At 41.3% G+C, this 22455-nt stretch carries 19 protein-coding genes; 15 read left to right on the forward strand and 4 right to left on the reverse strand.

Annotated features, from left to right (window positions below; translation table 11 throughout):
* The first annotated feature begins 60 nt into the window (after positions 1 to 60).
* The gene (gene rsmS, locus Q0791_RS03615; protein WP_299002781.1) at positions 61 to 261 is read left to right on the forward strand and encodes a pleiotropic regulatory protein RsmS; all 201 of its coding nucleotides are present in this window, start codon (positions 61 to 63) and stop codon (positions 259 to 261) included.
* Between the two features lie 74 nt (positions 262 to 335).
* Here the strand turns inward: rsmS and Q0791_RS03620 are convergent, their stop codons facing one another.
* Positions 336 to 1574: an SLC13 family permease gene (locus Q0791_RS03620; RefSeq protein ID WP_299002783.1), complete on the reverse strand. Its 1239-nt coding sequence runs from the start codon at positions 1572 to 1574 to the stop codon at positions 336 to 338.
* Positions 1575 to 1982: 408 nt separating this feature from the next.
* Here Q0791_RS03620 and Q0791_RS03625 point away from each other — a divergent pair, with 408 nt between their 5' ends.
* The 3 genes from Q0791_RS03625 to aceA all read left to right on the forward strand — a co-directional run bounded on the left by Q0791_RS03625 (position 1983) and on the right by aceA (position 7922).
* Positions 1983 to 4214 carry a zinc/cadmium/mercury/lead-transporting ATPase gene (locus Q0791_RS03625; RefSeq protein ID WP_299002785.1) on the forward strand — a complete coding sequence of 744 codons (2232 nt, stop codon included), beginning with the start codon at positions 1983 to 1985 and terminating at the stop codon, positions 4212 to 4214.
* 665 nt (positions 4215 to 4879) lie between these two features.
* The gene (aceB, locus tag Q0791_RS03630; protein WP_299002786.1) at positions 4880 to 6505 is read left to right on the forward strand and encodes a malate synthase A; all 1626 of its coding nucleotides are present in this window, start codon (positions 4880 to 4882) and stop codon (positions 6503 to 6505) included.
* Between the two features lie 88 nt (positions 6506 to 6593).
* On the forward strand, positions 6594 to 7922 hold the full coding sequence (aceA, locus tag Q0791_RS03635) for an isocitrate lyase (protein WP_299002897.1): 1329 nt from the start codon (positions 6594 to 6596) through the stop codon (positions 7920 to 7922).
* A gap of 123 nt (positions 7923 to 8045) precedes the next feature.
* Here aceA and Q0791_RS03640 read toward each other — a convergent pair whose 3' ends face one another.
* The gene (locus Q0791_RS03640) at positions 8046 to 8864 is read right to left on the reverse strand and encodes a M90 family metallopeptidase (RefSeq protein ID WP_299002789.1); all 819 of its coding nucleotides are present in this window, start codon (positions 8862 to 8864) and stop codon (positions 8046 to 8048) included.
* A 180-nt stretch (positions 8865 to 9044) separates the two neighbouring features.
* On the opposite strand from Q0791_RS03640, the gene Q0791_RS03645 reads away from it, so the two are divergent.
* The 3 genes from Q0791_RS03645 to Q0791_RS03655 all read left to right on the forward strand — a co-directional run bounded on the left by Q0791_RS03645 (position 9045) and on the right by Q0791_RS03655 (position 10366).
* A complete protein-coding gene (locus tag Q0791_RS03645; protein WP_299002900.1) occupies positions 9045 to 9266 on the forward strand; it encodes a DUF3820 family protein in 222 nt (73 codons plus the stop codon).
* Positions 9267 to 9333: 67 nt separating this feature from the next.
* Entirely contained in the window at positions 9334 to 9816 is a 483-nt protein-coding gene (locus Q0791_RS03650; protein ID WP_299002791.1) for a hypothetical protein, read from the forward strand.
* Between the two features lie 13 nt (positions 9817 to 9829).
* Positions 9830 to 10366: a GNAT family N-acetyltransferase gene (locus tag Q0791_RS03655; RefSeq protein WP_299002798.1), complete on the forward strand. Its 537-nt coding sequence runs from the start codon at positions 9830 to 9832 to the stop codon at positions 10364 to 10366.
* 38 nt (positions 10367 to 10404) lie between these two features.
* On the opposite strand, the gene Q0791_RS03660 is transcribed toward Q0791_RS03655, so the two are convergent.
* Positions 10405 to 12156: a bifunctional metallophosphatase/5'-nucleotidase gene (locus tag Q0791_RS03660; protein ID WP_299002800.1), complete on the reverse strand. Its 1752-nt coding sequence runs from the start codon at positions 12154 to 12156 to the stop codon at positions 10405 to 10407.
* A 155-nt stretch (positions 12157 to 12311) separates the two neighbouring features.
* Positions 12312 to 13400, reverse strand: a complete 1089-nt coding sequence (locus tag Q0791_RS03665; RefSeq protein ID WP_299002901.1) for a CNNM domain-containing protein — start codon at positions 13398 to 13400, stop codon at positions 12312 to 12314.
* A gap of 169 nt (positions 13401 to 13569) precedes the next feature.
* Here Q0791_RS03665 and Q0791_RS03670 point away from each other — a divergent pair, with 169 nt between their 5' ends.
* The 8 genes from Q0791_RS03670 to der all read left to right on the forward strand — a co-directional run bounded on the left by Q0791_RS03670 (position 13570) and on the right by der (position 22422).
* Positions 13570 to 14691: a bifunctional tRNA (adenosine(37)-C2)-methyltransferase TrmG/ribosomal RNA large subunit methyltransferase RlmN gene (locus Q0791_RS03670; RefSeq protein ID WP_299002802.1), complete on the forward strand. Its 1122-nt coding sequence runs from the start codon at positions 13570 to 13572 to the stop codon at positions 14689 to 14691.
* A 27-nt stretch (positions 14692 to 14718) separates the two neighbouring features.
* On the forward strand, positions 14719 to 15471 hold the full coding sequence (gene pilW, locus Q0791_RS03675) for a type IV pilus biogenesis/stability protein PilW (RefSeq protein ID WP_299002805.1): 753 nt from the start codon (positions 14719 to 14721) through the stop codon (positions 15469 to 15471).
* A gap of 61 nt (positions 15472 to 15532) precedes the next feature.
* Positions 15533 to 16483 (forward strand): RodZ domain-containing protein, encoded by a 951-nt coding sequence (locus Q0791_RS03680; protein WP_299002808.1) that lies wholly within the window; start codon positions 15533 to 15535, stop codon positions 16481 to 16483.
* A gap of 15 nt (positions 16484 to 16498) precedes the next feature.
* Positions 16499 to 17611: a flavodoxin-dependent (E)-4-hydroxy-3-methylbut-2-enyl-diphosphate synthase gene (gene ispG, locus Q0791_RS03685; protein WP_299002811.1), complete on the forward strand. Its 1113-nt coding sequence runs from the start codon at positions 16499 to 16501 to the stop codon at positions 17609 to 17611.
* A gap of 144 nt (positions 17612 to 17755) precedes the next feature.
* Positions 17756 to 19030 (forward strand): histidine--tRNA ligase, encoded by a 1275-nt coding sequence (gene hisS, locus Q0791_RS03690; protein WP_299002814.1) that lies wholly within the window; start codon positions 17756 to 17758, stop codon positions 19028 to 19030.
* 14 nt (positions 19031 to 19044) lie between these two features.
* Entirely contained in the window at positions 19045 to 19665 is a 621-nt protein-coding gene (locus Q0791_RS03695; protein ID WP_299002817.1) for a tetratricopeptide repeat protein, read from the forward strand.
* Between the two features lie 11 nt (positions 19666 to 19676).
* A complete protein-coding gene (gene bamB, locus Q0791_RS03700) occupies positions 19677 to 20864 on the forward strand; it encodes an outer membrane protein assembly factor BamB (protein WP_299002819.1) in 1188 nt (395 codons plus the stop codon).
* Positions 20865 to 20949: 85 nt separating this feature from the next.
* Positions 20950 to 22422, forward strand: coding sequence for a ribosome biogenesis GTPase Der (gene der, locus Q0791_RS03705; RefSeq protein ID WP_299002821.1), 1473 nt, complete (start codon positions 20950 to 20952; stop codon positions 22420 to 22422).
* Positions 22423 to 22455: the final 33 nt, after the last annotated feature.

Below are 22455 nucleotides of genomic sequence, written 5' to 3' on the forward strand. Positions count from 1 at the left end.
AGAGACACAGGTAGGTTGTTTGACCTATCGTTATTATTCATTTCCTAATTGAGTTATACAATGAGCCAAGATAACGATACGAGAAATAGCAAGGAAGATCATCTTCATTCATTAGAGTCCGCTTCGGCTGAAATAAAATTGGCGGTTGATTTGATTTTTTTATTGGAAAGCAATGAGATCGATCCTCATGTGGCTTTGCAAGCCTTGTCGATAGTGAAACAAGATTTAGAAGCAAAAATTAACCAACAGGATTCTGACTAACGGATCAATAACAGAGGTTGGAGCCGCTTTATCTCATGGCAATAGCGGCTTTATCCCTTTCAGCATGAGACGATTTAAGACATAACAAAGACTATCCATAGATAACTGAAAATAAGAGACACTATTGTGATAGGGAGTAATATTAAGGCAAACTCCCAAAAGCTGAAAGGTTTAGCATTAAATTTTTCGGTTTGTTGGACCACAATGACATTACTTGCTGCACTGATAATAAAGAGGTTTCCGGCTAGCGTACTTGTTGCTGACAACAGCATCATGGTCGATAGGGATTGTTGAGTCAACAAGTGTAAATAGATTTCGATGAGGGGAACATTAGAGAATAATTGGCTTCCCCAAAAACTGATCATAGTAAGCAAAGGAGGATGATTAAGTTCATTAATTTTGGGGCCTAACCAAGTTTGTAAATCTCCTGATGCCAAGACTGCGCCTGTCACAATAAACATGGCCACGAAGAATACGAGTGTTGCCCAATCGACTTCTTTGAAGACGGTATTTCGATGGGGGTTAAAGAGATAAACGGGTAAGCATGCAATGAGTGCCATAATGCCTATGGGAACCTGATAGCTTGGATTAATGCTAATGAGTAGGCTATCGCCTAGAATCATAGCAATGAGTAGACCGACACTTAAATAAGAGGGCCAAGTACTGCCATGGTTAGGTTTAGGAAGGTCGACATCTTCTTTGCAAGTTTGCCCCCATGCTCTTTGTACGTAAAGCAACCAGAAAAAGGCAAATGTCATTGAAAATAGGGTTGGAACAACTAACCACAATGCAAAGCTACTCATAGGATTAGTGATATGTCCTCTGGCGGCAATTAAAATATTTTGTGGATTACCGATAGGGGTAAACATGCTGCCAATCGTGACCGAAGTGCATAATGCAATGAGTAATACTGTAGGGCGAATTTTTAATAATCTGGCTAAGGTCAGTGCAATGGGCGTTCCAATAACCGCTGCTGCATCATTGGTAAGTAATGCTGCTGTGATCCCTGAAAATACCATTAAAAAAAATAATGAAATGGAAATACTTGGGTGATGTTTATTAAGGTAGTCACACATGCGATCGGATATGCCGCTGTCATATAATGCTGCGGCAATGGAGAACACACCAAATAAATAAGCAATCACATTCCAATCAATATTGAAAAAAGCATCTTTTAGACTCACTTCTCCCATGATTAAAATGACAATGGCGCCTATCGACATGATGTGCCAAATTCGTAACCCACTGGGAAGCCATTGCCGAACAGAGATTAAAATAAAAATGATGATGGTGGTAATTAAACTTAATGACATAGAAGCTAATGCCTTACATTTTCGATTTTCATGAATTGAATGAGGCTTAAGTTTATCTGTTATGCATGTTTTCGTTGCCTTATTAACCTGACTATCTGAGGCACTTTGTCATAGTTTTTAAAAACAGCGTCTTGTTGTTTTTAAATGGATTTAACTTGTTTATGAATGACTTTATGTTTTTGGTATTTGCAGATGACTCGTTGCCTCTCTTTTAAATACTAGTTTAAACATGCTGATATGGGGTTCTTAATAAACTTTGCTTGACCTTAGATAATACTCCAAGGTTTATAGTTAAGCTATATTGTGCACGTGATGACTTAATTGGGACTTATTGGGAGTTATTGAGTGTGCTTAATTTGAGTGTAAACGTCACCATTGAACAGGTGATGTCTTTTAGGAGTGTTACCCATGGCTGGCCAGAGTTGTAATAGAGAAGAGCCTCACCTTCACCTTGTCGGAAATAAAGTTGAAAGCAAGAGCAAGCGCACTTGTTGTTCAGTCAATAGTGGGCATGATGAAGGAGAGTCTTTGGCACGAGCTCGTTCGGGGCATACACAAAGCTGGACAGTTTTAGGAATGGATTGCCCCAGTTGTGCTCAAAAGTTAGAAAAGGCATTAATGTCTTTAAAAGGGGTTGTGAGTGCAAAGGTCATGTTTGCCACTGAGAAGCTAATTGTTCACTTTGAGTCTTCAAATATGGTGGATAAAATTGAAGCTAAGGCAATGGAAACCGGTGTCAGACTCGCTAAGAATAAAAGTGCAACTAAGCACGTAGAGCAGAGTTTCATTAGGCAGAATTTATCCGTTATTGTGATTGCTTTAATGATGTTACTGTCGTTTCTGATCAGCCAATATTTTGTGGCATGGGGAAGCATAGCATTTACATTAACCACGATACTGGGCCTATTACCTATTGTTAAAAAGGCGTTAACTTTAGCGCGTTCTGGTACGCCTTTTTCCATTGAAACTCTAATGAGTGTTGCGGCAATCGGGGCGCTATATTTAGGCGCGACGGCGGAAGCGGGTATGGTGCTATTGCTCTTTTTAATTGGTGAACGTTTAGAAGGATACGCTGCACAAAGAGCACGTAGTGGTGTGAAGGCCTTGATGGATTTAGTGCCTGAGGAAGCCACGGTCATTAAGAAAAATGGCACTAAAGTGAAGGTTTCAGTTGCGTCTTTAGTCAAAGGTGATGTGATTGAAGTTGCCCCAGGTGCTAGGTTACCTGCTGATGCCCAATTATTAGATATTATCGCCAGTTTTGATGAAAGTGCGTTGACGGGGGAGTCCGTACCTGTAGAGCATGTGCCCGGCGATAAAATAATGGCGGGTTCGTTAGTGGCTGATAAAGTTGTGCGATTAAGAATTATATCTGCACAAGGAGAAAATGCCATTGATCGCATTTTACATTTAATTGAAGATGCGCAGTCCCGCAAAGCGCCGCTCGAGCGTTTTTTAGATACCTTTAGTCGTTGGTATACGCCAGCCATGATTATGTTAGCGGCTTTAGTGATTGTGATCCCACCACTGTTTTTTGCACAATTGTGGAGTGAATGGCTTTATCGGGGTTTAACTTTATTATTGATTGCCTGCCCTTGTGCGTTAGTGATTTCGACTCCCGCAGCAATCACCTCTGGATTAGCGGCAGGGGCCAGAAGAGGCGCTTTGATTAAAGGCGGCGCTGCATTAGAGCAACTGGGTCATATTAAGACAGTGGCTTTTGATAAAACGGGAACCCTGACACAAGGTCAACCTATGGTGACTGATCTTGTGTGCTGGAAGGGAGAGGAGCAAAGATTATTAAGGCAAGCCGCTGCGGTGGAAATGGGATCCTTACATCCTTTAGCGGTGGCCGTGGTGAATGCCGCTCTAGATAAAGGCATTGAGGTTAAAGAAGCTGCATTCCGTGAAGCATTACCCGGGCGAGGCATTCAAGGGACTGTAGAAGGGGAGCTTATTCAGCTATATGCTGCGAATAGGCTGCCTTCACAAATCACCTTGAGTGCAGTGCAACAAAGTGAAGCCATCGCGTTAGAGGAGCAAGGTAAGACCTTAGTGATAGTATTAAGAGATGGTGTGCCCATAGGCATGATAGCTTGGCGGGATAACTTACGTGAGGATGCTAAAGGAGCCATATTGGCATTAAAAAACATGGGCATTAACTCAGTCATGTTAACGGGTGATAACCCTCGTGCCGCCGCTGCCATTGCTGCTGAAATTGACATTGATTTTCAAGCAGGCTTATTGCCTGCCGATAAAGTCTTTGCTGTTGAAAAAGCCAATGCTAAGGCCAATGTTGCTATGGTGGGTGATGGAATTAATGATGCGCCTGCTATGAAAACGGCATCAATTGGTATTGCAATGGGGGGAGGAACGGATGTTGCATTAGAAACAGCCGATGCAGCATTAACCCATAATCGTTTAATTGAGCTGCCTGCAATGATAGCGTTATCCCAAGCGACGCTACGAAATATTCGACAAAATATCACCTTGGCTCTTGGCCTTAAGGCCGTATTTTTAGTGACCACATTATTGGGATTCACGGGCTTGTGGCTAGCGATTCTCGCAGATAGTGGCGCGACCGCTTTAGTGACATTGAATGCGTTACGTTTATTAGGGTTCAAAGCCAAACAGAATTAGCTTATTTTAATCGTTAGGTTTATCAAAAGATATCGAAGACTTGATCTTCGATATCTTTATATCAAAATATGAATTTTTTTGTTAATAAACCAATTAATATTTCAGTGTTAGTCGTTAAACATAATTTTTCTGTTTTATTTTTTCTTGCTCAGGCTTAGTCATATTGACGTAAACGTCAGTTTAAAACGATTGTTTTACTTTTGTTAAATATTATTCGCCAATAACATAATGATCTATCGTTTATTATTGCCTTTTCTTATGGGTAAGTTCAAAACATAGACACACACTTTTCTGTTTTCTTTCGTGATTTATTTAAGTATTTATTTTATTACACATGGTAATAAAATTACGTAACAACTTTCACGTGTCCTTCCTTGGTAAAATTGTCTGACAAATTATTCTTTGTCAATTGATAATCAAGTTGCTCATTGTCTGTTTTATATTAAATTTATTTTATTTCAGTTATTTATCTTTGGTTTTATTTTTTGGTCAGACCAATTTAAATCGCTAGAATGATTCTTTTTTTATTTTTCATCTTTAATTTTCTAAGTTGCATTATTTTTATTTTGTCTTTAAATTTTGTTGTAATTAAACATTTGAAAGTAAGTGTGCTTACTTTCTCTTGTCTCTTTTATAGATGGAATACGGAATATGGAGTCGTCGAGATGCTAACCAATACAATAGAAGAAAAACAAATCACCGCTGCATCTCTTGTGATTAAAGGGAGCGCTCAAGAACAAGTCCTGATCCAACAGAGTAAAGTGCTGTCAACGGGCACAGTCAGTTTAATTGAAAAGATCTGTGAGCAATTTAATGATGAAGTGGCTGAGTTACTTAACATGCGAGTGCTAAAGCAGCAGTCTATTGATAAGGGGACTTTGCCAGCATTTTTAACAGAAACCAAGCAAATACGGGACTCTCAATGGTGTGTTGCACCTATTCCTAAAGATTTGCAAGATAGGCGAGTTGAGCTAACCGGTCCTGTGGATCGTGATACTCTAATAAATGGCATAAATTCAAATGCAAAGGTGTTTATTGCTGATTTCGAAGATGCATTAGCGCCCAGTTGGGAACATATTCTTAAGGGTCAGAAAAATCTTCGTGATGTGATCAATGAGAAAGAGGATAAAATTGACTCAGTCAATGATGATGCTCGAATGAAAACCGTATTAATGTGTCGCATAAGAGGCTTGCATATGCTTGAAAAGCATGTGACTTTCAAAGGGGAGCCGATCCCAGCCGCTTTTTTTGATTTTTGTGTTTACTTTCATAATAACTATCTTAAATTGTTAGAAAAAGAAAGTGCACCTTATTTTTACATTCCTAAATTAGAAAGCCATTTAGAAGCGAGATTATGGGCCAAGATCTTTGCATTTGTCGAAGATCGTTATTGCTTACGCCCAGGCACGATAAAATGTACTTGCTTGATTGAAACCTTACCTGCCGTTTTTGAAATGGAAGAGATATTGTATGAGTTACGCGCTAATATCGTCGCATTGAATTGTGGCCGTTGGGATTATATTTTCAGTTATATTAAAACGCTAAAAAATCATAAAGATCGTATATTACCCGATACACAAGCAGTCACTATGAACGCCTCCTTGATGAGTGCTTACTCAAGGCTATTAGTCAAAACCTGTCATAAACGAGGAGCAATGGCGATTGGTGGTTTGGCTGCCAGTATTCCCAGTGAGAAAACAGACAGCAATGCTCAACTATTAACTCACGTGTTTAATGATAAAAAAGTGGAAGCCAGTCACGGTCATGATGGTACTTGGGTGGCGCATGTTGGATTAATCGACACTTCTATGGCTGCATTTGAGCAATTTATTGGCGTAAACCATAAGAATCAACTTCATGTTACCCGTGACGTTGATGCGCCTATTACGGCAAAAGAGCTATTGATGCCTTGTCAAGGTGAGCGTACCGAAGAGGGGATGCGATTGAATTTACGTATTGCATTGCAATATATTCAGGCGTGGATTAATGGGCAAGCTTGTGTGCCTATTTATGGATTACTGGAAGATGCCTCTACCGCCGAAATTGCGCGGACCTCAATTTGGCAATGGATCAAGCATCAAGTGTTGATATCCAATGGATTACGAGTGACGAAATCTTTAGTCAAGAAGATGTTAATTGAAGAATTGGCTAAGGTGAAACAGGAAATCGGCGATCACGAATTTACTCATGGCCGTTATACACAAGCTGCGGTATTGCTAGAAAATATGTTATTGGCGGATGAATTGGTGGATTTTTTAACTGAGCCCGCTTCAAATTTACTGATTGCTTAACACAATAGGTTTGCACAACAACAGGTGGATGAAATGAAACAGTAAACCTGTTTTAGATAAACCGAAGGAGACGATTATGGCTAGCACTATGGGCAGTATTTCACGGCAGAAACAACTTGAGAGCATTAAAAAAGATTGGGCCGAAAATCCTCGATGGAAGAATGTACATCGTCCTTATACTGCTGAAGAAGTGTTGGCATTGAGAGGATCGTTAGTACCGGAAAATACCATAGCTAAACGCGGCGCTGCTAGGCTTTGGGAACTGGTTCACGGTGAAGCAAGAAAAGGTTACGTTAATTCTTTGGGGACATTATCAGGTGGACAAGCTGTCCAACAAGCGAAAGCGGGTATTGAAGCCATTTATTTATCTGGATGGCAAGTGGCAGCGGATGCGAATTTATCGGGCAATATGTATCCAGATCAATCTTTATACCCATCGAATTCAGTACCTTCGGTTGTATCAAATGTGAATAATGCCTTTAGGCGTGCCGATCAAGTGCAGTGGGCCAGTGGACATGAGCCCCACGAGAAAGGGTATGTGAATTATTTTCTTCCCATAGTTGCTGACGCTGAAGCGGGTTTTGGTGGTGTGTTAAATGCATTTGAATTAATGAAAAGCATGATTGATGCAGGGGCTGCCGGTGTGCATTTTGAAGATCAACTAGCCTCAGTGAAAAAATGTGGTCATATGGGAGGTAAAGTCTTAGTGCCCACAAAAGAGGCGGTGCAAAAATTGATTTCAGCCAGATTGGCAGCAGATGTCTGTGACGTAGAAACCTTAGTGATAGCAAGAACCGATGCTAATGCTGCTGGCTTATTGACATCGGATTGTGATCCTTATGATAGAGATTTTATTACTGGTGAGCGAACAGAGGAAGGATTTTTTAAAGTCCGCGCTGGAATTGAGCAGGCGATTTCTCGCGGGTTAGCCTATGCGCCATTTGCCGATTTATTATGGTGTGAAACCTCGACACCTTGTTTAGAAGAAGCGAGGCGTTTCGCTGATGCGATCCATGAACATTTCCCCGATCAGTTATTAGCCTATAATTGTTCACCTTCGTTTAACTGGAAGAAAAATTTAACGGATGAGCAGATTTCTCACTTTCAACAAGAGTTGTCTGATATGGGCTATAAATTTCAGTTCATTACCCTCGCTGGGATCCATAGCATGTGGTACAACATGTTTGATCTCGCCTACGATACCGCACGAGGCGAAGGCATGAAACATTATGTTGAAAAAGTGCAAGAAGCTGAATTTTCAGCAGCGAGAAAAGGCTACAGTTTTGTGGCGCATCAACAAGAAGTCGGAACGGGGTACTTTGATCGAGTGACCAATATTATTCAAGGGGGACACTCATCGGTGACAGCTTTAACGGGATCAACAGAAGAGCAGCAGTTTTATGCTAAAAAGGCCTAATAAAGGTGAGCCCTAGTCGATTGTGATGTTTACCGTACAGTCTTCCAACCTAACTGTACGGTTTTTTTATTGTGGTTCACCTTGTCGTGATTTTAGTGTTATTGCTAATAAGTGTTATTGGTATTAGTGCCAATGGATTGGATTTAATTTGTAAAAATGACTGAGTTCACGATAGAGTGCAGGATGTTGCTTAAAAAACGCATGGGGCTTTTCAAAAAAGACTTCACTGATCACCGCAAAGAATTCTGCAGGGTTGGTGGCGCCATAATAGCTAAAGAGCGAAGGGGTTTGATGTTGGGCGGCAAGAACAAGCATAGCGTATTCATCGGCCAATACCTTAGACCAAGATTGATAATCTTCCACACGATTTAAAATCGGTGCGCCATTGGCTTTGCCATTTTCTTGATCTAATTGATGAGCAAATTCATGGATCACCACATTATTGCCTTCAAAAGGATGAGCGGCATTATCTTGTGTTGTTTGCCAAGAAAGGATCACTTTCCCGTTTTGCCAAGACTCACCGGATAATACTTTTGGTTGTGATGAGACGATTTGACCAATTTGTTCAGGGTGTTCAACAACAAAAATAGATGGGTAGACCAAAATTTCGGTTAGTTTTGGATAATAATCTGTTTTTCGATTCAGTAGTAATAAGCAGGCTTGAGCGGCAATGGTGACTTTGATTTCATCATCAATGATCAATCCTTTGCAACCAACAAAATTTTTTTCTGACACAAAGACTTGAATATGCTGTTTAAGTTGTAATTGTAGGTCGGCTGGCATTGCATTAAAGTAAGGAAAGCGTTGTTTGAGTATTTGGCGCCACGCTTTGGGGAAAGCTTGCGCTCTTATTTTGTTACGTTGTCGCTCTACACGCCAATTACGGGATAATATCCAAGCAATGGCACTGACGCTCACTAACATGATAATAAATATGACCATATTGACATCCTTTTTATTCTTCTTATTTAATGCTCTTATTTAAAGAAATAAGGGGCTTTTGGCAATATTCAAGGTTGGGGAATGAGATTATCAAATAATGATTGGCAACGGCCTGTGCTAACGCCATAATAAACTTAAATGAAAGACGGGAGTAGCATTAAGTTGTTAGAACAAATTGGAGTGGATGAGCAAGCTTTGTTAGCCGCTATTCATCAAAAAATGCCTTTTGGAAAATATGCGGGGAGAAAGTTGTTAACCTTGCCTGAGCCATATTTAGTCTGGTTTCACAGTAAAGGGTTTCCTGAAGGCAAGTTGGGTCAACAATTAGCCTTAATGTATGAAATTAAGCTCAATGGGTTGGAGTCTATGTTACAACCTTTATTAGAAAGAGACTTTAAATGAGTAAAGAGTGTTTATCCTTATTAATTAGCGATAAAATTGGCATCAAATTGATTAATCAGTAGGTAAAATGAAAACCACATCTGCAACCGCTACCCTTAGTGATTCGAGTGAGATGAATACACAAGATGGTCATCAAGAGCAAACAATTTCAATGCTCTGTCAAATATCACAATATCAAAAAAAATTGCTTATTCCATTGGTTATCATGACCCTCATGGAAATGTTACCGCGATTGTATACGTATTTTGAGTGGCAATTTGCGCAAGGCGTTCAAGATAATATTGTGTTATTGGTGGGGAGTTTACTGATTGTTTTTGTTTGTGTCATTTATTATGTTTATACCACTATCAAGTTTTCACGTATGTTTAATAGTCCCTTACGAACCACCTTCCTTGCCATTTTGGCTATCATTAATGCGCTCAATATTATCCCTTATATTATTTTATCCATTCAAGCACATAGACAGTTAACGCGTTATGGGGTGAGTGGTTTTTCATGGTCCAGTGAGTCAAAGATCAGAGAAAAAGTAGTCAATTTAAAAACGAATTAAATGAAGCCTTGCGATGTTATTCATTATTCCCTACCAAAAAGTGTATGCGGCGAGCGTGAGTCAGTTATTTCATGATGCTATTCATGCTATTACTGACGATGTTTATTCGCTACCGCAACGGCAAGCTTGGTCAAAAGCGCCTCGCTCTCATTATTATTGGCATAAGCGGTTATCCAATAGCCAAACTTGGTTAATGATTGATGATAATCAGTTGGAACAAGGTCGAGCAAAGTGTTGTGGTTTTATCAATGTTGCTAGGGATTATAAAAATCTTGGCTATATTGAGCATTTATATGTGCATTCCGATTATCAACATCAAGGCATTGCGAGGTGCTTGTATCTTTGTTTACAAGAGTGGGCAGTTGAGCAAGGTTTTCCTCGCTTAAGTGTTGATGCGTCGAAATTGTCTAAGTCATTATTTTTGCAGCAAGGTTTTAAGCTACGCCACAGAAGCTATCAAGAAAAATCCGGTCAAGTGATCATGGGCTTCTTGATGGAGAAAGTGCTGGATGAAAAAAGGCTTGAGCCACGTCGTGAGCCTCAAGTTTGATGCGCTGTTAGCCTTAGCAGCGCATTATAGGGGCAGAACTAAAGGTGGCTCTTGTAATGCACTTGTAAAGGTAAAACTTGCGCCATATTCTGCTCTTTGCTCATAAATTGAATAAAGGCTTCTGCAAGGGATAGTTCGCTAATCGCACTTTGCCAGCAGGCTTGCTGTAGGGCTTGATAACCTTCTTTGCCTGAGGCGGTATATTCAGAAGAGACTCCCACATAATATTGGTCTAATTTAACGGCTTCCCAGATAGCTTCTTGATCCGCTAAATGTTCGCCTTCTTGTATTAGAAGATCTAACTGGGTGATGCGTTGTCCTAATGGACGGCGCCCATCATAAAAATAGCGCAGTCCGTAGGTGTAAGGAAAGCTGCCCGCGCCTGTGCCCATCACACCGTTATTGGTGGCATGGTTAATTGAAGATTCAATGGCTTGATAAAGGTATTTTCCTTGAATTTGGTATTTAACTAAAGGTAAATCAAAGGGTAAAAGTCGGCCAACCACTTCAGCAAGAGTCAGTTGACCTTTTGTTAAGGATTGTCTCACGCCGCCTGCATTATGCAGGGCAAAATCAACTTTTTCGTCCAGTATGCGGGTTTCATGATAAATACTGCGACTGACCCAAGGCGATATTTCACTGCCGTGGGGGAGCGCTTGACTAGGAAGGCGGGTATGAATGAGACTCTTAGGAATGAAGTTGATCACTTGCTCTTCAAGGGCAATAAGTGCTGGACGATAGCGTGTATCTATGGCTGATTGAACTGTGTCGTCTTTCTGATCCCATAAAATATTGGAATGGTTTTCAAGTTGGCTTTTAGCCCATGAATAATCTTCTTTTGTCACTCCTTGGGCAGACTCTAGAATAAACTGTTTATTGAGCATGAAATAATTGTGGCCCTTTAATCGAGTCACTTGTCCTGCAGCATTAAAATCGATATCGACAATGCCGAGGGTTTCTGCATATTTTCCCGCTTGAAGAATAGGGACTGTATTGATGGTTTCTGCGTAAGGTAATGAGGATAAGCCAAGTGAAGTAAAATCGCCCTGAAGGCTGTGAGAGTGGCCGCCAACAATTAAGCTGATTTCAGGCACTTTTTCTGCAAGAACTCTATCTTGAGTGAGACCTAAATGACTTAAGACGATAATATGGTCAATCCCTTGTTGCTTGAGTTTAGTCACTGTTTTTTGGGTTGTTTTAATGGCATCAATAAAGTGGGTATCGGGATCGGGTCTGGCAATCTCTTTCATTTGATCTAACGTTATGCCAATAATGGCCAATGTTTTGTCATGGAAAGGCTTTAATAGCACTTTGGCTGTTTGGGTTTGGGGATCCAAGTCTAATAGATTGGGGTGATTTTTTAGTTTAGCGGGTTTGTTGGGGGATTCTTGGCTTAAGTCCATATTGCCCGCCAGAAGAGGGAAATCGATATTGTCAAGAAATGAGGCGACAGGGCCGTTACCCGCATCTATTTCATGATTGCCCAGCACCATAGCATCAGGCTTGAGTAGATTGAGTAAATGGGCATTGGCTTGACCTTTAAACTCTCTAAAATATAAGGTGCCTTGAAAACTGTCTCCACCATGTAAAAACAGAAAGTTTTGTTGATTTTCTATGGCTTGTTGCCGTGCTTTTTCTATTTGATATCCAAGCCGAGCATATCCCCCTGTGTGGGTGTGTAAGCTCAGGGTTTTATCGAGATGGCTTAAATTAAAATGAATAGGGGTGGGATCAAAATGTGAGTGGGTGTCATTGATATGGGCTAATTTACAAGCATAGAGTTCAGTCATTATTACCTCTTAATGTCAATACTCAAGTCCGATAAAAAAGGCATCGGATTTGAGTATTTGCGGATTATAACCTGAAGTAAAACGAAGAAGCCAGTATCCTGATTAACCGTGCAAGTGGGTATGGAACTGTATTGCCAATGTAATAAATAGGGCGATTAATGTTCTTTTTTATGCCGCGCTAAAACACTGCTGACATCGTTATTGTCAGAAATTCGAATGCCTTTTTCTTGAATGCGTTTTTGCCAAAGCTGACGTGCAAGCTGCTGCATATCGGTTGCGGGATCATTGCTATCGACGATCTCTAAGCCTAACAAAGATTCAATAATATCTTCTAAGGTGATGATCCCTAAATCACAGCCATATTCGTCCACAACCATGGCAATTTTAGTACTGCGTTTAATCATTAATTGAAATAAAGGCAAAATTTTAGCTGTTTCTGGCACTATGAGTAAAGGCTGCTTTAAAATGGCTAAATATTCTGCTGGAGTGACTTTTGCTGCATTGATGGCATCATGTCTATTCACAAAACCGATAATGTCATCGGGGTTGGTATCGTAGATTAAAATGCGAGAAAAAGGGGCGTATTGATGTTGATAAATAAAGTCTTGTAGTGTCATTGACATAGGTAATTTAAAGACCACAGTCCTAGGAGTCATTATGGTGGTGACAGGCATTTCTTTCACACTGAGCATTTGAATGAGGATATGAGATTCTTGCTCATCCAGTTCTCCCGATTCTTTACCTATTTGCGCCATAGAGCTGATTTCTTGTCGTATATATAACCCTTGATCGCCTTTACCTAGGCTACGTGTGGCCAAGTTCGATAACCAAATTAGCGGTAAAGTGGCTCTTTCCATCCAAAGAATGCACAAAGAGGTAAAAGGCGCTAAGCGGCGCCAATGATTTGCACCTAATGTTTTTGGAATTATCTCTGCAAAAAACAATATTAAAAATGTCAGTATGGCGGAAAATACGCCAAACATCTGATCGCCAAAAATGATACTGGCTTGTGCCCCTGCAACTGCCGCTCCTACTGTGTGAGACATAGTATTGAGGGTTAAAATCGACACAAGAGGGGATTCTATATTGTCTTTTTGTTTTTGGAGCCGTGCGGCACTCGTGGCGTCACTTTGGCTGAGGCTAGTGATATAGCTATTGGTAACGGAAAGTAAAACAGCTTCAAAAATACTACATATAAAAGAAACACTTAATGCGATTAATACAATGATGATTAAGGTGAACATAGTGTGACTATTTAAGCCTAATTGGATAAAAGGAACCATAGGATATCACTGATCTGTGTGGCGGTACTATGGGGGTTTGTATTAGGGCGATGAAAACTAGCTTAACTGGGTTGATTTCTGTATAATTTGCCGCCCTGCAGCAGGTTTTAGGTTTTTGAGGTTAGTTACAATGAGTGAAAAAAAGATCAATTTATTGGATCTTGATCGTAAATCAATGCGAGCATTATTTGCCGATATGGGAGAAAAACCCTTTCGTGCCGATCAGCTAATGAAATGGCTTTATCACTTTGGTGTAAGTGATTTCGAACAAATGACGAATATTAATAAGGTGTTGCGTGCTAAATTGGCCCAGCGCTGTGAAGTGGTTGCCCCCACAATTTCAAGTTATCAAAAATCATTCGATGGCACCATCAAATTTGCTATCAACGTTGGTCAAGGACAAGAAGTCGAAACGGTTTATATTCCTGAAGAAGACAGAGCCACTTTATGTGTGTCTTCTCAGGTGGGTTGTGCCTTGGAGTGCACCTTTTGTTCAACCGCTCAGCAAGGTTTTAATCGTAATTTAACCGTGGCAGAAATTGTTGGGCAAATTTGGCGAGTGGCTGAGTTTTTAGGTTTTCAAAAAGAAACTGGCGAGCGCCCTATTACCAATGTGGTTATGATGGGCATGGGTGAGCCGTTATTGAATTTGAAAAATGTTGTGCCTGCGATGGATATCATGCTTGATGATTTTGGCTTTAGCCTATCTAAACGCAGAGTGACCTTATCAACATCTGGCGTTGTACCCGCATTAGATAAACTGGGGGACATGATTGATGTGGCGTTGGCTGTGAGTATTCATGCACCAAATGATGAGTTACGGGATGTTTTGGTTCCGGTGAATAAAAAATATCCTTTAGAGGAATTTTTGGCGGGGATCCGTCGATACTTAACTAAATCAAATGCGAATCGTGGCCGAGTCACCGTGGAATATGTGATGCTTGATCACATTAATGACAGCACAGATCAAGCCCATGAATTAGCCAAGCTTATGAAAGATACGCCCTGTAAAATTAACCTGATCCCATTTAATCCTTACCCTGGTTCACCTTATGGGCGTTCTTCTAATTCTCGTATTGATCGATTCTCAAAAGTCTTGATGAGTTATGACATTACTGTGATCGTGCGTAAAACCCGAGGAGATGATATTGATGCGGCTTGTGGACAATTAGCCGGTGATATCAAAGATAGAACGAAACGTTTGGCGAAAAAACGCATGCAAGAGAGCCAAATTTCAGTCACAATGGACTAATTTTTTAATGGATTGGTTACAATAGCCATGGAAGACTTGCGACAAGGAAAGCGGCAAAAACAGCAACAAATATTTTATAAAATCAGTATGTTTTTGTTTGTTGCTGTCACATTAGTCGGTTGTGTAACAGAAAGAACGTATGTTGGGACAGATAAACCTGTTTCTGAAACAAGCTTTAATGGGCTCGCTGCGGCAAAGCAGCGAGTGCAATTAGGCTTAGTATACTTGCGCAAAGGGAATATTGAGCAAGCAAAATATAATTTAGATAAAGCCTTTATGTATGCGCCTGAGCTTGAAGCGGTTAACTTGGCTTTAGCGTATTACTATCAGTTTGTTGGGGATAGGGTTCACACTGAGAAGGCCTTTAGGCTGGCGCTAAAATCGAATGATGTTTCTGGCGATAGCTTTAATAATTTTGGTGTATTTTTATGTCAGCAGGGTCAATTTGATGAGGCTGAAACACAATTTTTAAAGGCTGTGTCTGAATCTGATTACACTGAATTTGCGGCTACCTATGAAAATTTAGGGATATGTAGCCGTAAGGCGGGGCAGTTCGAAAAAGCGAGAAACTATTTTAATAAAGCGTTAAAATACAACCCAAGAAGAAAAACATCGTTACTTGAACTCATTGAAATTGAAATTGAATTAGGTGATTTTGTTGCCGCGCAAAAGCAGTTGTTAAGTTATTACAAGGTGTTACCTCGTACAACGGAAAGCTTGGCGCTGGGGATTAAAATTGAAAAAGGTCTTGGTGAAGCGGTGGCAACAAGCACATTTTAGTATGTGAATAGGCGGCGACTTTATCTGACACAATCATATAATATCGGGCTAGTATGCACTAATGACAAAAAAACATATTGAGTTGCCCAACGATGGCGATAACGATGAAACATTAAGTCAAGAATTGACCTTAGGCGAGCAATTAAAATCTGCCCGTGAAAACAAAGGATTATCTGTTGATGAAGTGGCAGAGCAATTGAACTTAAGGCCCATGGTGGTCAGGAATATTGAAGCTGATGATTTTTCAGGGCTTGGCGGCAGTACCTACACTCGAGGCTATGTAAAGAATTTTGCTCGTATTGTTCAGGCCGATTCGCACCGTATTCAATCTTGTTTAGATACTTGTTTGGCCAATGAGCAGCTGCCAGGCATGCAAAGCTTTTCACGACAAACCACTCGCCAAGCACGAGATGGCCGCTTGACGCTATTAACCTATTTGATCATAGTGATTTTATTGGCATTAATGGTCTGGTGGTGGGTACAAAAATCATCTATGGAAACTGAGTTGGATATTTCTCAGCCCACTGCAGAGGAAATGGCTCAAGGACAGCAAGCGATAAACTTAAGTACCATTAATGCTGAAAAATCGAATGTGAAGGCCGTCAATAAGGATCTGATGACGTTAGATAATCCTTCTCAAGATAGCAGTGATTCAGCATTAGAGACACAGCCTGTACAAAGTCATGGAGCAAATACCACACAGTCTAATACACAGATAGATAAAGAGATAAATACAGACAGTCACAACACTCCCATGACGTCATCAAGGTCTTCATTGTTATTTACCCTTACAGGGGATTGTTGGATAAAAGTCACCGATGCTACAGGCAGAGTACTGACTTCAGGACTAGAAAAAGCCAATGAAACTTTGAGCTTATCAGGAGAAGCGCCATTTTCTGTTTTACTGGGCGCCCCTCAATCTGTAACGGTTTCATTGAATGGCAACAATATAAACTTAGAATCTTTTCCCAGCGGTAAAGTCGCCCGTTTAACCCTTCCGCTTGGCGAATAATAGAGCAAATTAATCATGTACAATGAATCTCCAATAATCAGACGTCCTTCTACTCGCATTTACGTCGGTGATGTACCCATTGGTGATGGTGCACCCATTGCTGTGCAGTCAATGACAAATACTCGCACCACAGATGTGGATGCGACCGTTGCTCAAATTAAAGCCCTTGAAAATGTCGGTGCCGATCTTGTCAGGGTCTCCATTCCAACTATGGACGCTGCTGAAGCATTTAAACAAATTAAGCAGCAAACACGCATTCCATTGATTGCTGATATTCATTTTGATTACCGTATTGCACTTAAAGTGGCTGAATACGGGGTTGATTGTCTTCGAATCAATCCAGGTAATATAGGTAATGAAGTGCGCATTCGAAATGTGGTGGAATGTGCTAGAGATAAAAATATTCCTATTCGCATCGGTGTCAATGGTGGCTCTCTTGAAAAAGATTTAATGGACAAATATAAAGAGCCGACGCCAGAGGCCCTGCTTGAGTCTGCCATGCGTCATGTGGATATTTTAGATAGACTCAACTTTGATCAATTTAAGGTAAGTGTGAAAGCCTCAGATGTTTTTCTAGCGGTTGAATCCTATCGTCTATTGGCCAAACAAATTAAACAGCCTTTACATTTAGGGATCACGGAAGCCGGTGGTGCACGAGCAGGTGCCGTGAAATCTGCGGTGGGCCTAGGGATGTTATTGGCCGATGGTATTGGCGATACTTTACGTGTGTCTTTAGCGGCGGATCCCGTCGAAGAGATTAAAGTGGGTTTTGATATTTTAAAATCATTACGTATTCGGTCTCGTGGTATTAACTTTATCGCTTGCCCTTCTTGTTCACGTCAAGAATTTGATGTGATCGCAACAGTCAATGCTCTAGAGCAACGCTTAGAAGATGTGACCACAGCCATGGATGTGTCCATTATTGGTTGTGTCGTCAACGGCCCCGGTGAAGCATTAGTGTCAGATATTGGATTAACAGGCGGACATCGTATGAGTGGTTATTACGATGACGGTGTGAGACAAAAAGAGCGTTTTGATAACCTCAATATTGTGGATTCATTGGAAGCGAAAATTCGAGCCAAAGCGGCGTTGGTTGATAATCAAATTCCAACCAAAGACATCACATAATTTTAAATGCTCAGCCTATTTCACCAATGAAGTCTCAAAACTGGTGGGGATTTAAGCGATTAGGCTGAAATGTTGAATTAATGGCATTGCTATTGATAGATAAGCGTGCCTTTCATTTTATAAATGACAGAATGAGTTAACACAGTGGCAAAAACGATCCAAGCAATTCGCGGCATGAACGATATTCTGCCAGCACAAAGTCCAATCTGGCAAAAAGTTGAAAGTGTATTAAGAGAATCAGTCAGTGCTTATGGTTACAGTGAAATTCGTACTCCTATTGTAGAAAGCACCGATCTTTTTAAACGCTCTATCGGTGAAGTGACCGATATTGTTGAAAAAGAAATGTATACTTTTGACGATCGAAATGGTGACAGTTTAACCTTGCGTCCTGAAGGGACAGCATCGACTGTGCGTGCAGGTAATCAACATGGCTTGCTGTACAATCAAGAACAACGTCTATGGTATATGGGGCCGATGTTTAGACATGAACGTCCTCAAAAAGGACGCTATCGTCAATTCCATCAGTTTGGTGTGGAAGTTTACGGCATCGCCAGTGCCGACAGTGATGCTGAAGTGCTGATGTTGTCTGCACGTTTATGGCAAAAGTTAGGCGTTAGTGAGCATGTTCGCTTAGAAATTAATACCTTAGGCGATAGTGATGAGCGAGCACAATATCGCGATGCGCTGATTACGTTTCTTGAAACCCATAAAGACGTACTCGATGAAGACAGCAAGCGTCGTATGTATACAAATCCATTGCGGGTATTAGATACTAAAAATGCCGCTATTCAAGCCATCTTAGCCGATGCGCCTACTTTGTCTGATTATTTAGGTGAAGATTCTCGTCAACATTTTTCACATTTTTGTGAACTCTTAGACGCCGTTGGCATCCAATACACCATTAATCCTCGTTTAGTGCGTGGTTTAGATTATTATAATCGCACTGTTTTTGAATGGATCACCGACAGTTTAGGCTCTCAGGGGACTGTGCTTGCTGGTGGGCGTTACGACGGTTTAGTCGGCCAGCTCGGCGGAAAAGCCACTCCCGCTGTTGGCTTTGCCATGGGTATTGAACGTATTGTATTATTGCTTGAAACCTTGGCATTGACGAAAGATATTCCAGCTGCGGTGGATGTGTATGTTGCTGGAATGGGAGATAATTGCCGTATTGCCGCCGTTAAGCTGGCAGAGCAATTGCGCACTCGCTTGCCACACTGTAAAGTAATGACCCATTGTGGTGGTGGAAACGTCAAAAAACAAATGAAACGTGCCGATAACAGTGGTGCCAGTATTGCGCTCATTATCGGTGAGAATGAATTAGAGAACAACCAAGTTGTGGTTAAGCATTTACGCGATGGTAAAGCGCAAGCCGTGGTGGCTCAGGATGCATTAGCTGCATATATTGCAGAACTGATTTAATAGGGGAAGAGTACATGGAAATTTATAGCACAGAAGAACAGCAAGTTGATGCTATCAAACAGTTCTGGAAAGATTACGGTACTTCCATTGTCATTGGGGCTGTTGTTGGATTAGGTGGACTATTTGGTTGGAATTATTATTCTGATCATCAAGTGAAGCAAAATGAAACAGCATCAGAAGCTTTTCAAGCGCTAACAGCCTCAGGTGAAACTGAAGCCCAATTATTAACAGGTGCTGAAAATTTCTCGAAAAATTACAATGAGTCAGGCTATCAAGCTTTGATTGAACTTATGGTTGCAAAAGCGGCTGTTGAACAAGAAGATTATGAGAAAGCCATGACAGCATTGAAAAGTGTCATTGCCAGTAATCCAGATCAAAGTTTAGTGATGTTAGCCAGTATTCGTCTAGCGAGAGTACAAGCACAGCAAGGTCAGTTTGCTGCTGCCATTGCCACCTTAGATCAAGTGACCGCTCCTGCTTTTTCGGCTCAGCGTGATGAGCTAAAAGGGGATTTTTTGGTGCAACAAGGTGAAGATGAACAAGCCAAAACGGCTTACCAATCGGCGATTGATGAAGGTGGATTGGCCACAAGTCCCGCCTTACAAATGAAGTTAGATAATTTAAATAAGGCATAAGGGAACTGCCCATGAAGTCTTGGTGCAAAGCATTATTTGCGTGTAGTTTGAGCATAGGTTTATTATCAGCTTGTTCTTCAACGGATGTTGAAGAAGAGCCAGTTAGTGAGCTGAGCAGCATTCAAGCGAGCGTTTTTCCAACCGTCAGTTGGAGCGAAAGTGTCGGTGATGGCGTGGGCAGATATTATTCACGTTTAGCACCAGCAGTGCGGTACGGTAAGTTATTTGTTGCTGATAGAGCTGGCCTCATAAAGGCATTTAATGAAGAGACAGGAAAGCCTGTCTGGTCGGTTGATTTAAGTGATAAATTTAAAGAAGATGTGCTGCCAACCAGTAGAGGAATATTATTATCAGCTGGCATTACTGCTGCTCGTAATAAAGTGTTTATCGGTGCTGAAAATGGTTTATTAGTGGCTTTAGATGCCGAAACTGGTGATATTCTTTGGCATGTGATGGCCGATGGTGAACTTTTATCAGCGCCAACTGTGGGTGATGAAATTGTGACGGTGAATACCGGGAATGGTTCATTACAAGCTTTTGATGTGAGTGATGGCACTAGCCTATGGACTTACCACACCCAATTGCCAAGCTTAACCTTGCGCGGCACAGGTTCAGCGGCTTATGAGGCGGGTGGATTTTTTGTGGGCACTGCGGATGGTAAAATTGCCGTTGTAGTGAAAACCAATGGTCAAGCTGCTTGGGAGCAAGCGATTTATACGCCAAAAGGCGGTAATGAATTTGCCCGTATGGCCGATGTGGATATGAAGCCTTTATTACTCGGTGATAATATTTATGCGGTCAGTTATAACGGTAATCTTGTTTCTATGGAAATGCGTTCGGGCCGTATCGTTTGGTCTCGTCAGTATTCCAGTTTTCAAGAATTAGCCTACTTGGGCGCCAATTTATTTGTCGTAGATGATCACAGCCGAGTGTATGCTGTTAATCGGCGTAATGGGCTTGAGCTTTGGTCCAATACTGAGTTATCAAATCGCGATTTAACCTCACCTGTTGTATTTAATGGCTATTTAGTCGTGGGTGATTTTGAAGGTTATCTGCATTTTCTTGATGTTAGCACAGGTGAAATCATTGGCCGTATTCAAGTCGATAGCTCAGGTTTATACAGTCGCCCCCTTGTTGTTGGTGACAGTTTATATGTACAAGCACGTGATGGCGTAGTGTCTAAGGTGACCCTTCCTTAAATAACGTAGTATCAATAAGATAGGGCCCTCAGCTATACTGCTGGGGGCTTTTTATTTCAAAATAGTAAGTAATAGAGGCAAATAAATGATCCCTGTAGTGGCCCTAGTTGGGCGTCCCAATGTTGGTAAGTCGACACTGTTTAATCGACTGACGCGCACCAGAGACGCACTTGTTGCTGACTTTCCTGGCTTAACTCGAGATCGTAAATATGGCCGAGCTCATTTGGCAGGTTATGAATTTATCGTGGTCGATACCGGTGGTATTGATGGCACGGAAGAAGGGATTGAAACCCGTATGGCTGAGCAGTCATTAGCGGCTATTGAAGAAGCCGATGTGGTTTTATTTATGACTGATGCCCGCGCGGGGTTAACTGCGGCAGATTTAGCGATTGCTCAACATTTAAGAAGTCGTGAGAAAACCACTTTTGTTGTGGCCAATAAAGTCGATGGCATCGATGCCGATTCGGCTTGTGCTGAATTTTGGTCACTGGGCTTAGGTGAAGTCTATCAAATGGCTGCGGCTCAAGGTCGTGGTGTCACGAATATGATTGAGTACTCTCTTGCCCCTTATGCTGAAGCCATGGGCATTGTCAAAGATGGCGAGGCGATTGAAGACGAAGAAGAGCGCGAATATACCGAAGAAGAAGCCGAAGCTGAGCAAAAGCGTTTGCAAGACTTGCCGATAAAATTGGCCATTATCGGTAAACCGAATGTGGGTAAATCAACCTTGATTAACCGTATTTTAGGTGAAGAGCGTGTGGTGGTTTATGATGAACCTGGCACGACTCGCGACAGTATTTATATTCCCATGGAGCGAGAAGGGCGTGAATATGTTCTGATCGATACTGCGGGTGTACGTCGCCGTTCAAAAGTACATGAAACTGTTGAGAAATTCTCGGTCATTAAAACACTCAAAGCGGTTGAAGACAGTAATGTGGTGTTATTAGTGATCGATGCCCGTGAAGGGATTGCAGAGCAAGATCTCGGTTTGTTAGGTTTTGCGTTAAATGCGGGCCGTGCCTTAGTCATTGCAGTTAACAAGTGGGACGGTATCGATCAAGATGTTAAAGATAGGGTGAAAAGCGAACTCGATCGTCGTTTAGGCTTTATTGATTTTGCGCGTATTCATTTTATTTCAGCATTACATGGCACAGGCGTGGGGCATATTTATGAGTCTATCGAAGAAGCCTATGACAGTGCGACAACCCGCGTGAGCACAGCAATGTTAACGCGCATTATGCAAATGGCGCAAGACGATCATCAGCCACCCTTAGTGAATGGTCGCCGAGTGAAATTAAAATACGCCCATGCTGGGGGCTATAATCCTCCGATTGTGGTGGTGCATGGTAATCAAGTGAAAAAATTACCGGATTCTTACAAACGCTTTATGATGAACTATTATCGTCGTTCATTAAAAGTGATGGGAACGCCCATTCAATTGCGTTTTCAAGAAGGGGGCAATCCCTTTGAAGGTATGAACACGAAAAAGCTAACCGTGAGCCAAGAAAGACGCCGTAAGCGCATGGCAAGTCATATTAAAGATAAGAATAAAGGGTAATTTAATCCTTATGTTTAAGTTAAAAAGGAGCCG

This window comes from uncultured Shewanella sp., from assembly GCF_947495455.1.
GTDB lineage: Bacteria > Pseudomonadota > Gammaproteobacteria > Enterobacterales > Shewanellaceae > Shewanella.

Bases quoted from the DNA above. Each gene is read 5' to 3' on its own strand.
- rsmS (WP_299002781.1), top strand. From the start codon at position 61: ATGAGCCAAGATAACGATACGAGAAATAGCAAGGAAGATCATCTTCAT.
- Q0791_RS03620 (WP_299002783.1), bottom strand. From the start codon at position 1,574: ATGTCATTAAGTTTAATTACCACCATCATCATTTTTATTTTAATCTCT.
- Q0791_RS03625 (WP_299002785.1), top strand. From the start codon at position 1,983: ATGGCTGGCCAGAGTTGTAATAGAGAAGAGCCTCACCTTCACCTTGTC.
- aceB (WP_299002786.1), top strand. From the start codon at position 4,880: ATGCTAACCAATACAATAGAAGAAAAACAAATCACCGCTGCATCTCTT.
- aceA (WP_299002897.1), top strand. From the start codon at position 6,594: ATGGGCAGTATTTCACGGCAGAAACAACTTGAGAGCATTAAAAAAGAT.
- Q0791_RS03640 (WP_299002789.1), bottom strand. From the start codon at position 8,864: ATGGTCATATTTATTATCATGTTAGTGAGCGTCAGTGCCATTGCTTGG.
- Q0791_RS03650 (WP_299002791.1), top strand. From the start codon at position 9,334: ATGAAAACCACATCTGCAACCGCTACCCTTAGTGATTCGAGTGAGATG.
- Q0791_RS03655 (WP_299002798.1), top strand. From the start codon at position 9,830: ATGTTATTCATTATTCCCTACCAAAAAGTGTATGCGGCGAGCGTGAGT.
- Q0791_RS03660 (WP_299002800.1), bottom strand. From the start codon at position 12,156: ATGACTGAACTCTATGCTTGTAAATTAGCCCATATCAATGACACCCAC.
- Q0791_RS03665 (WP_299002901.1), bottom strand. From the start codon at position 13,400: ATGTTCACCTTAATCATCATTGTATTAATCGCATTAAGTGTTTCTTTT.
- Q0791_RS03670 (WP_299002802.1), top strand. From the start codon at position 13,570: ATGAGTGAAAAAAAGATCAATTTATTGGATCTTGATCGTAAATCAATG.
- pilW (WP_299002805.1), top strand. From the start codon at position 14,719: ATGGAAGACTTGCGACAAGGAAAGCGGCAAAAACAGCAACAAATATTT.
- Q0791_RS03680 (WP_299002808.1), top strand. From the start codon at position 15,533: ATGACAAAAAAACATATTGAGTTGCCCAACGATGGCGATAACGATGAA.
- ispG (WP_299002811.1), top strand. From the start codon at position 16,499: ATGTACAATGAATCTCCAATAATCAGACGTCCTTCTACTCGCATTTAC.
- Q0791_RS03695 (WP_299002817.1), top strand. From the start codon at position 19,045: ATGGAAATTTATAGCACAGAAGAACAGCAAGTTGATGCTATCAAACAG.
- bamB (WP_299002819.1), top strand. From the start codon at position 19,677: ATGAAGTCTTGGTGCAAAGCATTATTTGCGTGTAGTTTGAGCATAGGT.
- der (WP_299002821.1), top strand. From the start codon at position 20,950: ATGATCCCTGTAGTGGCCCTAGTTGGGCGTCCCAATGTTGGTAAGTCG.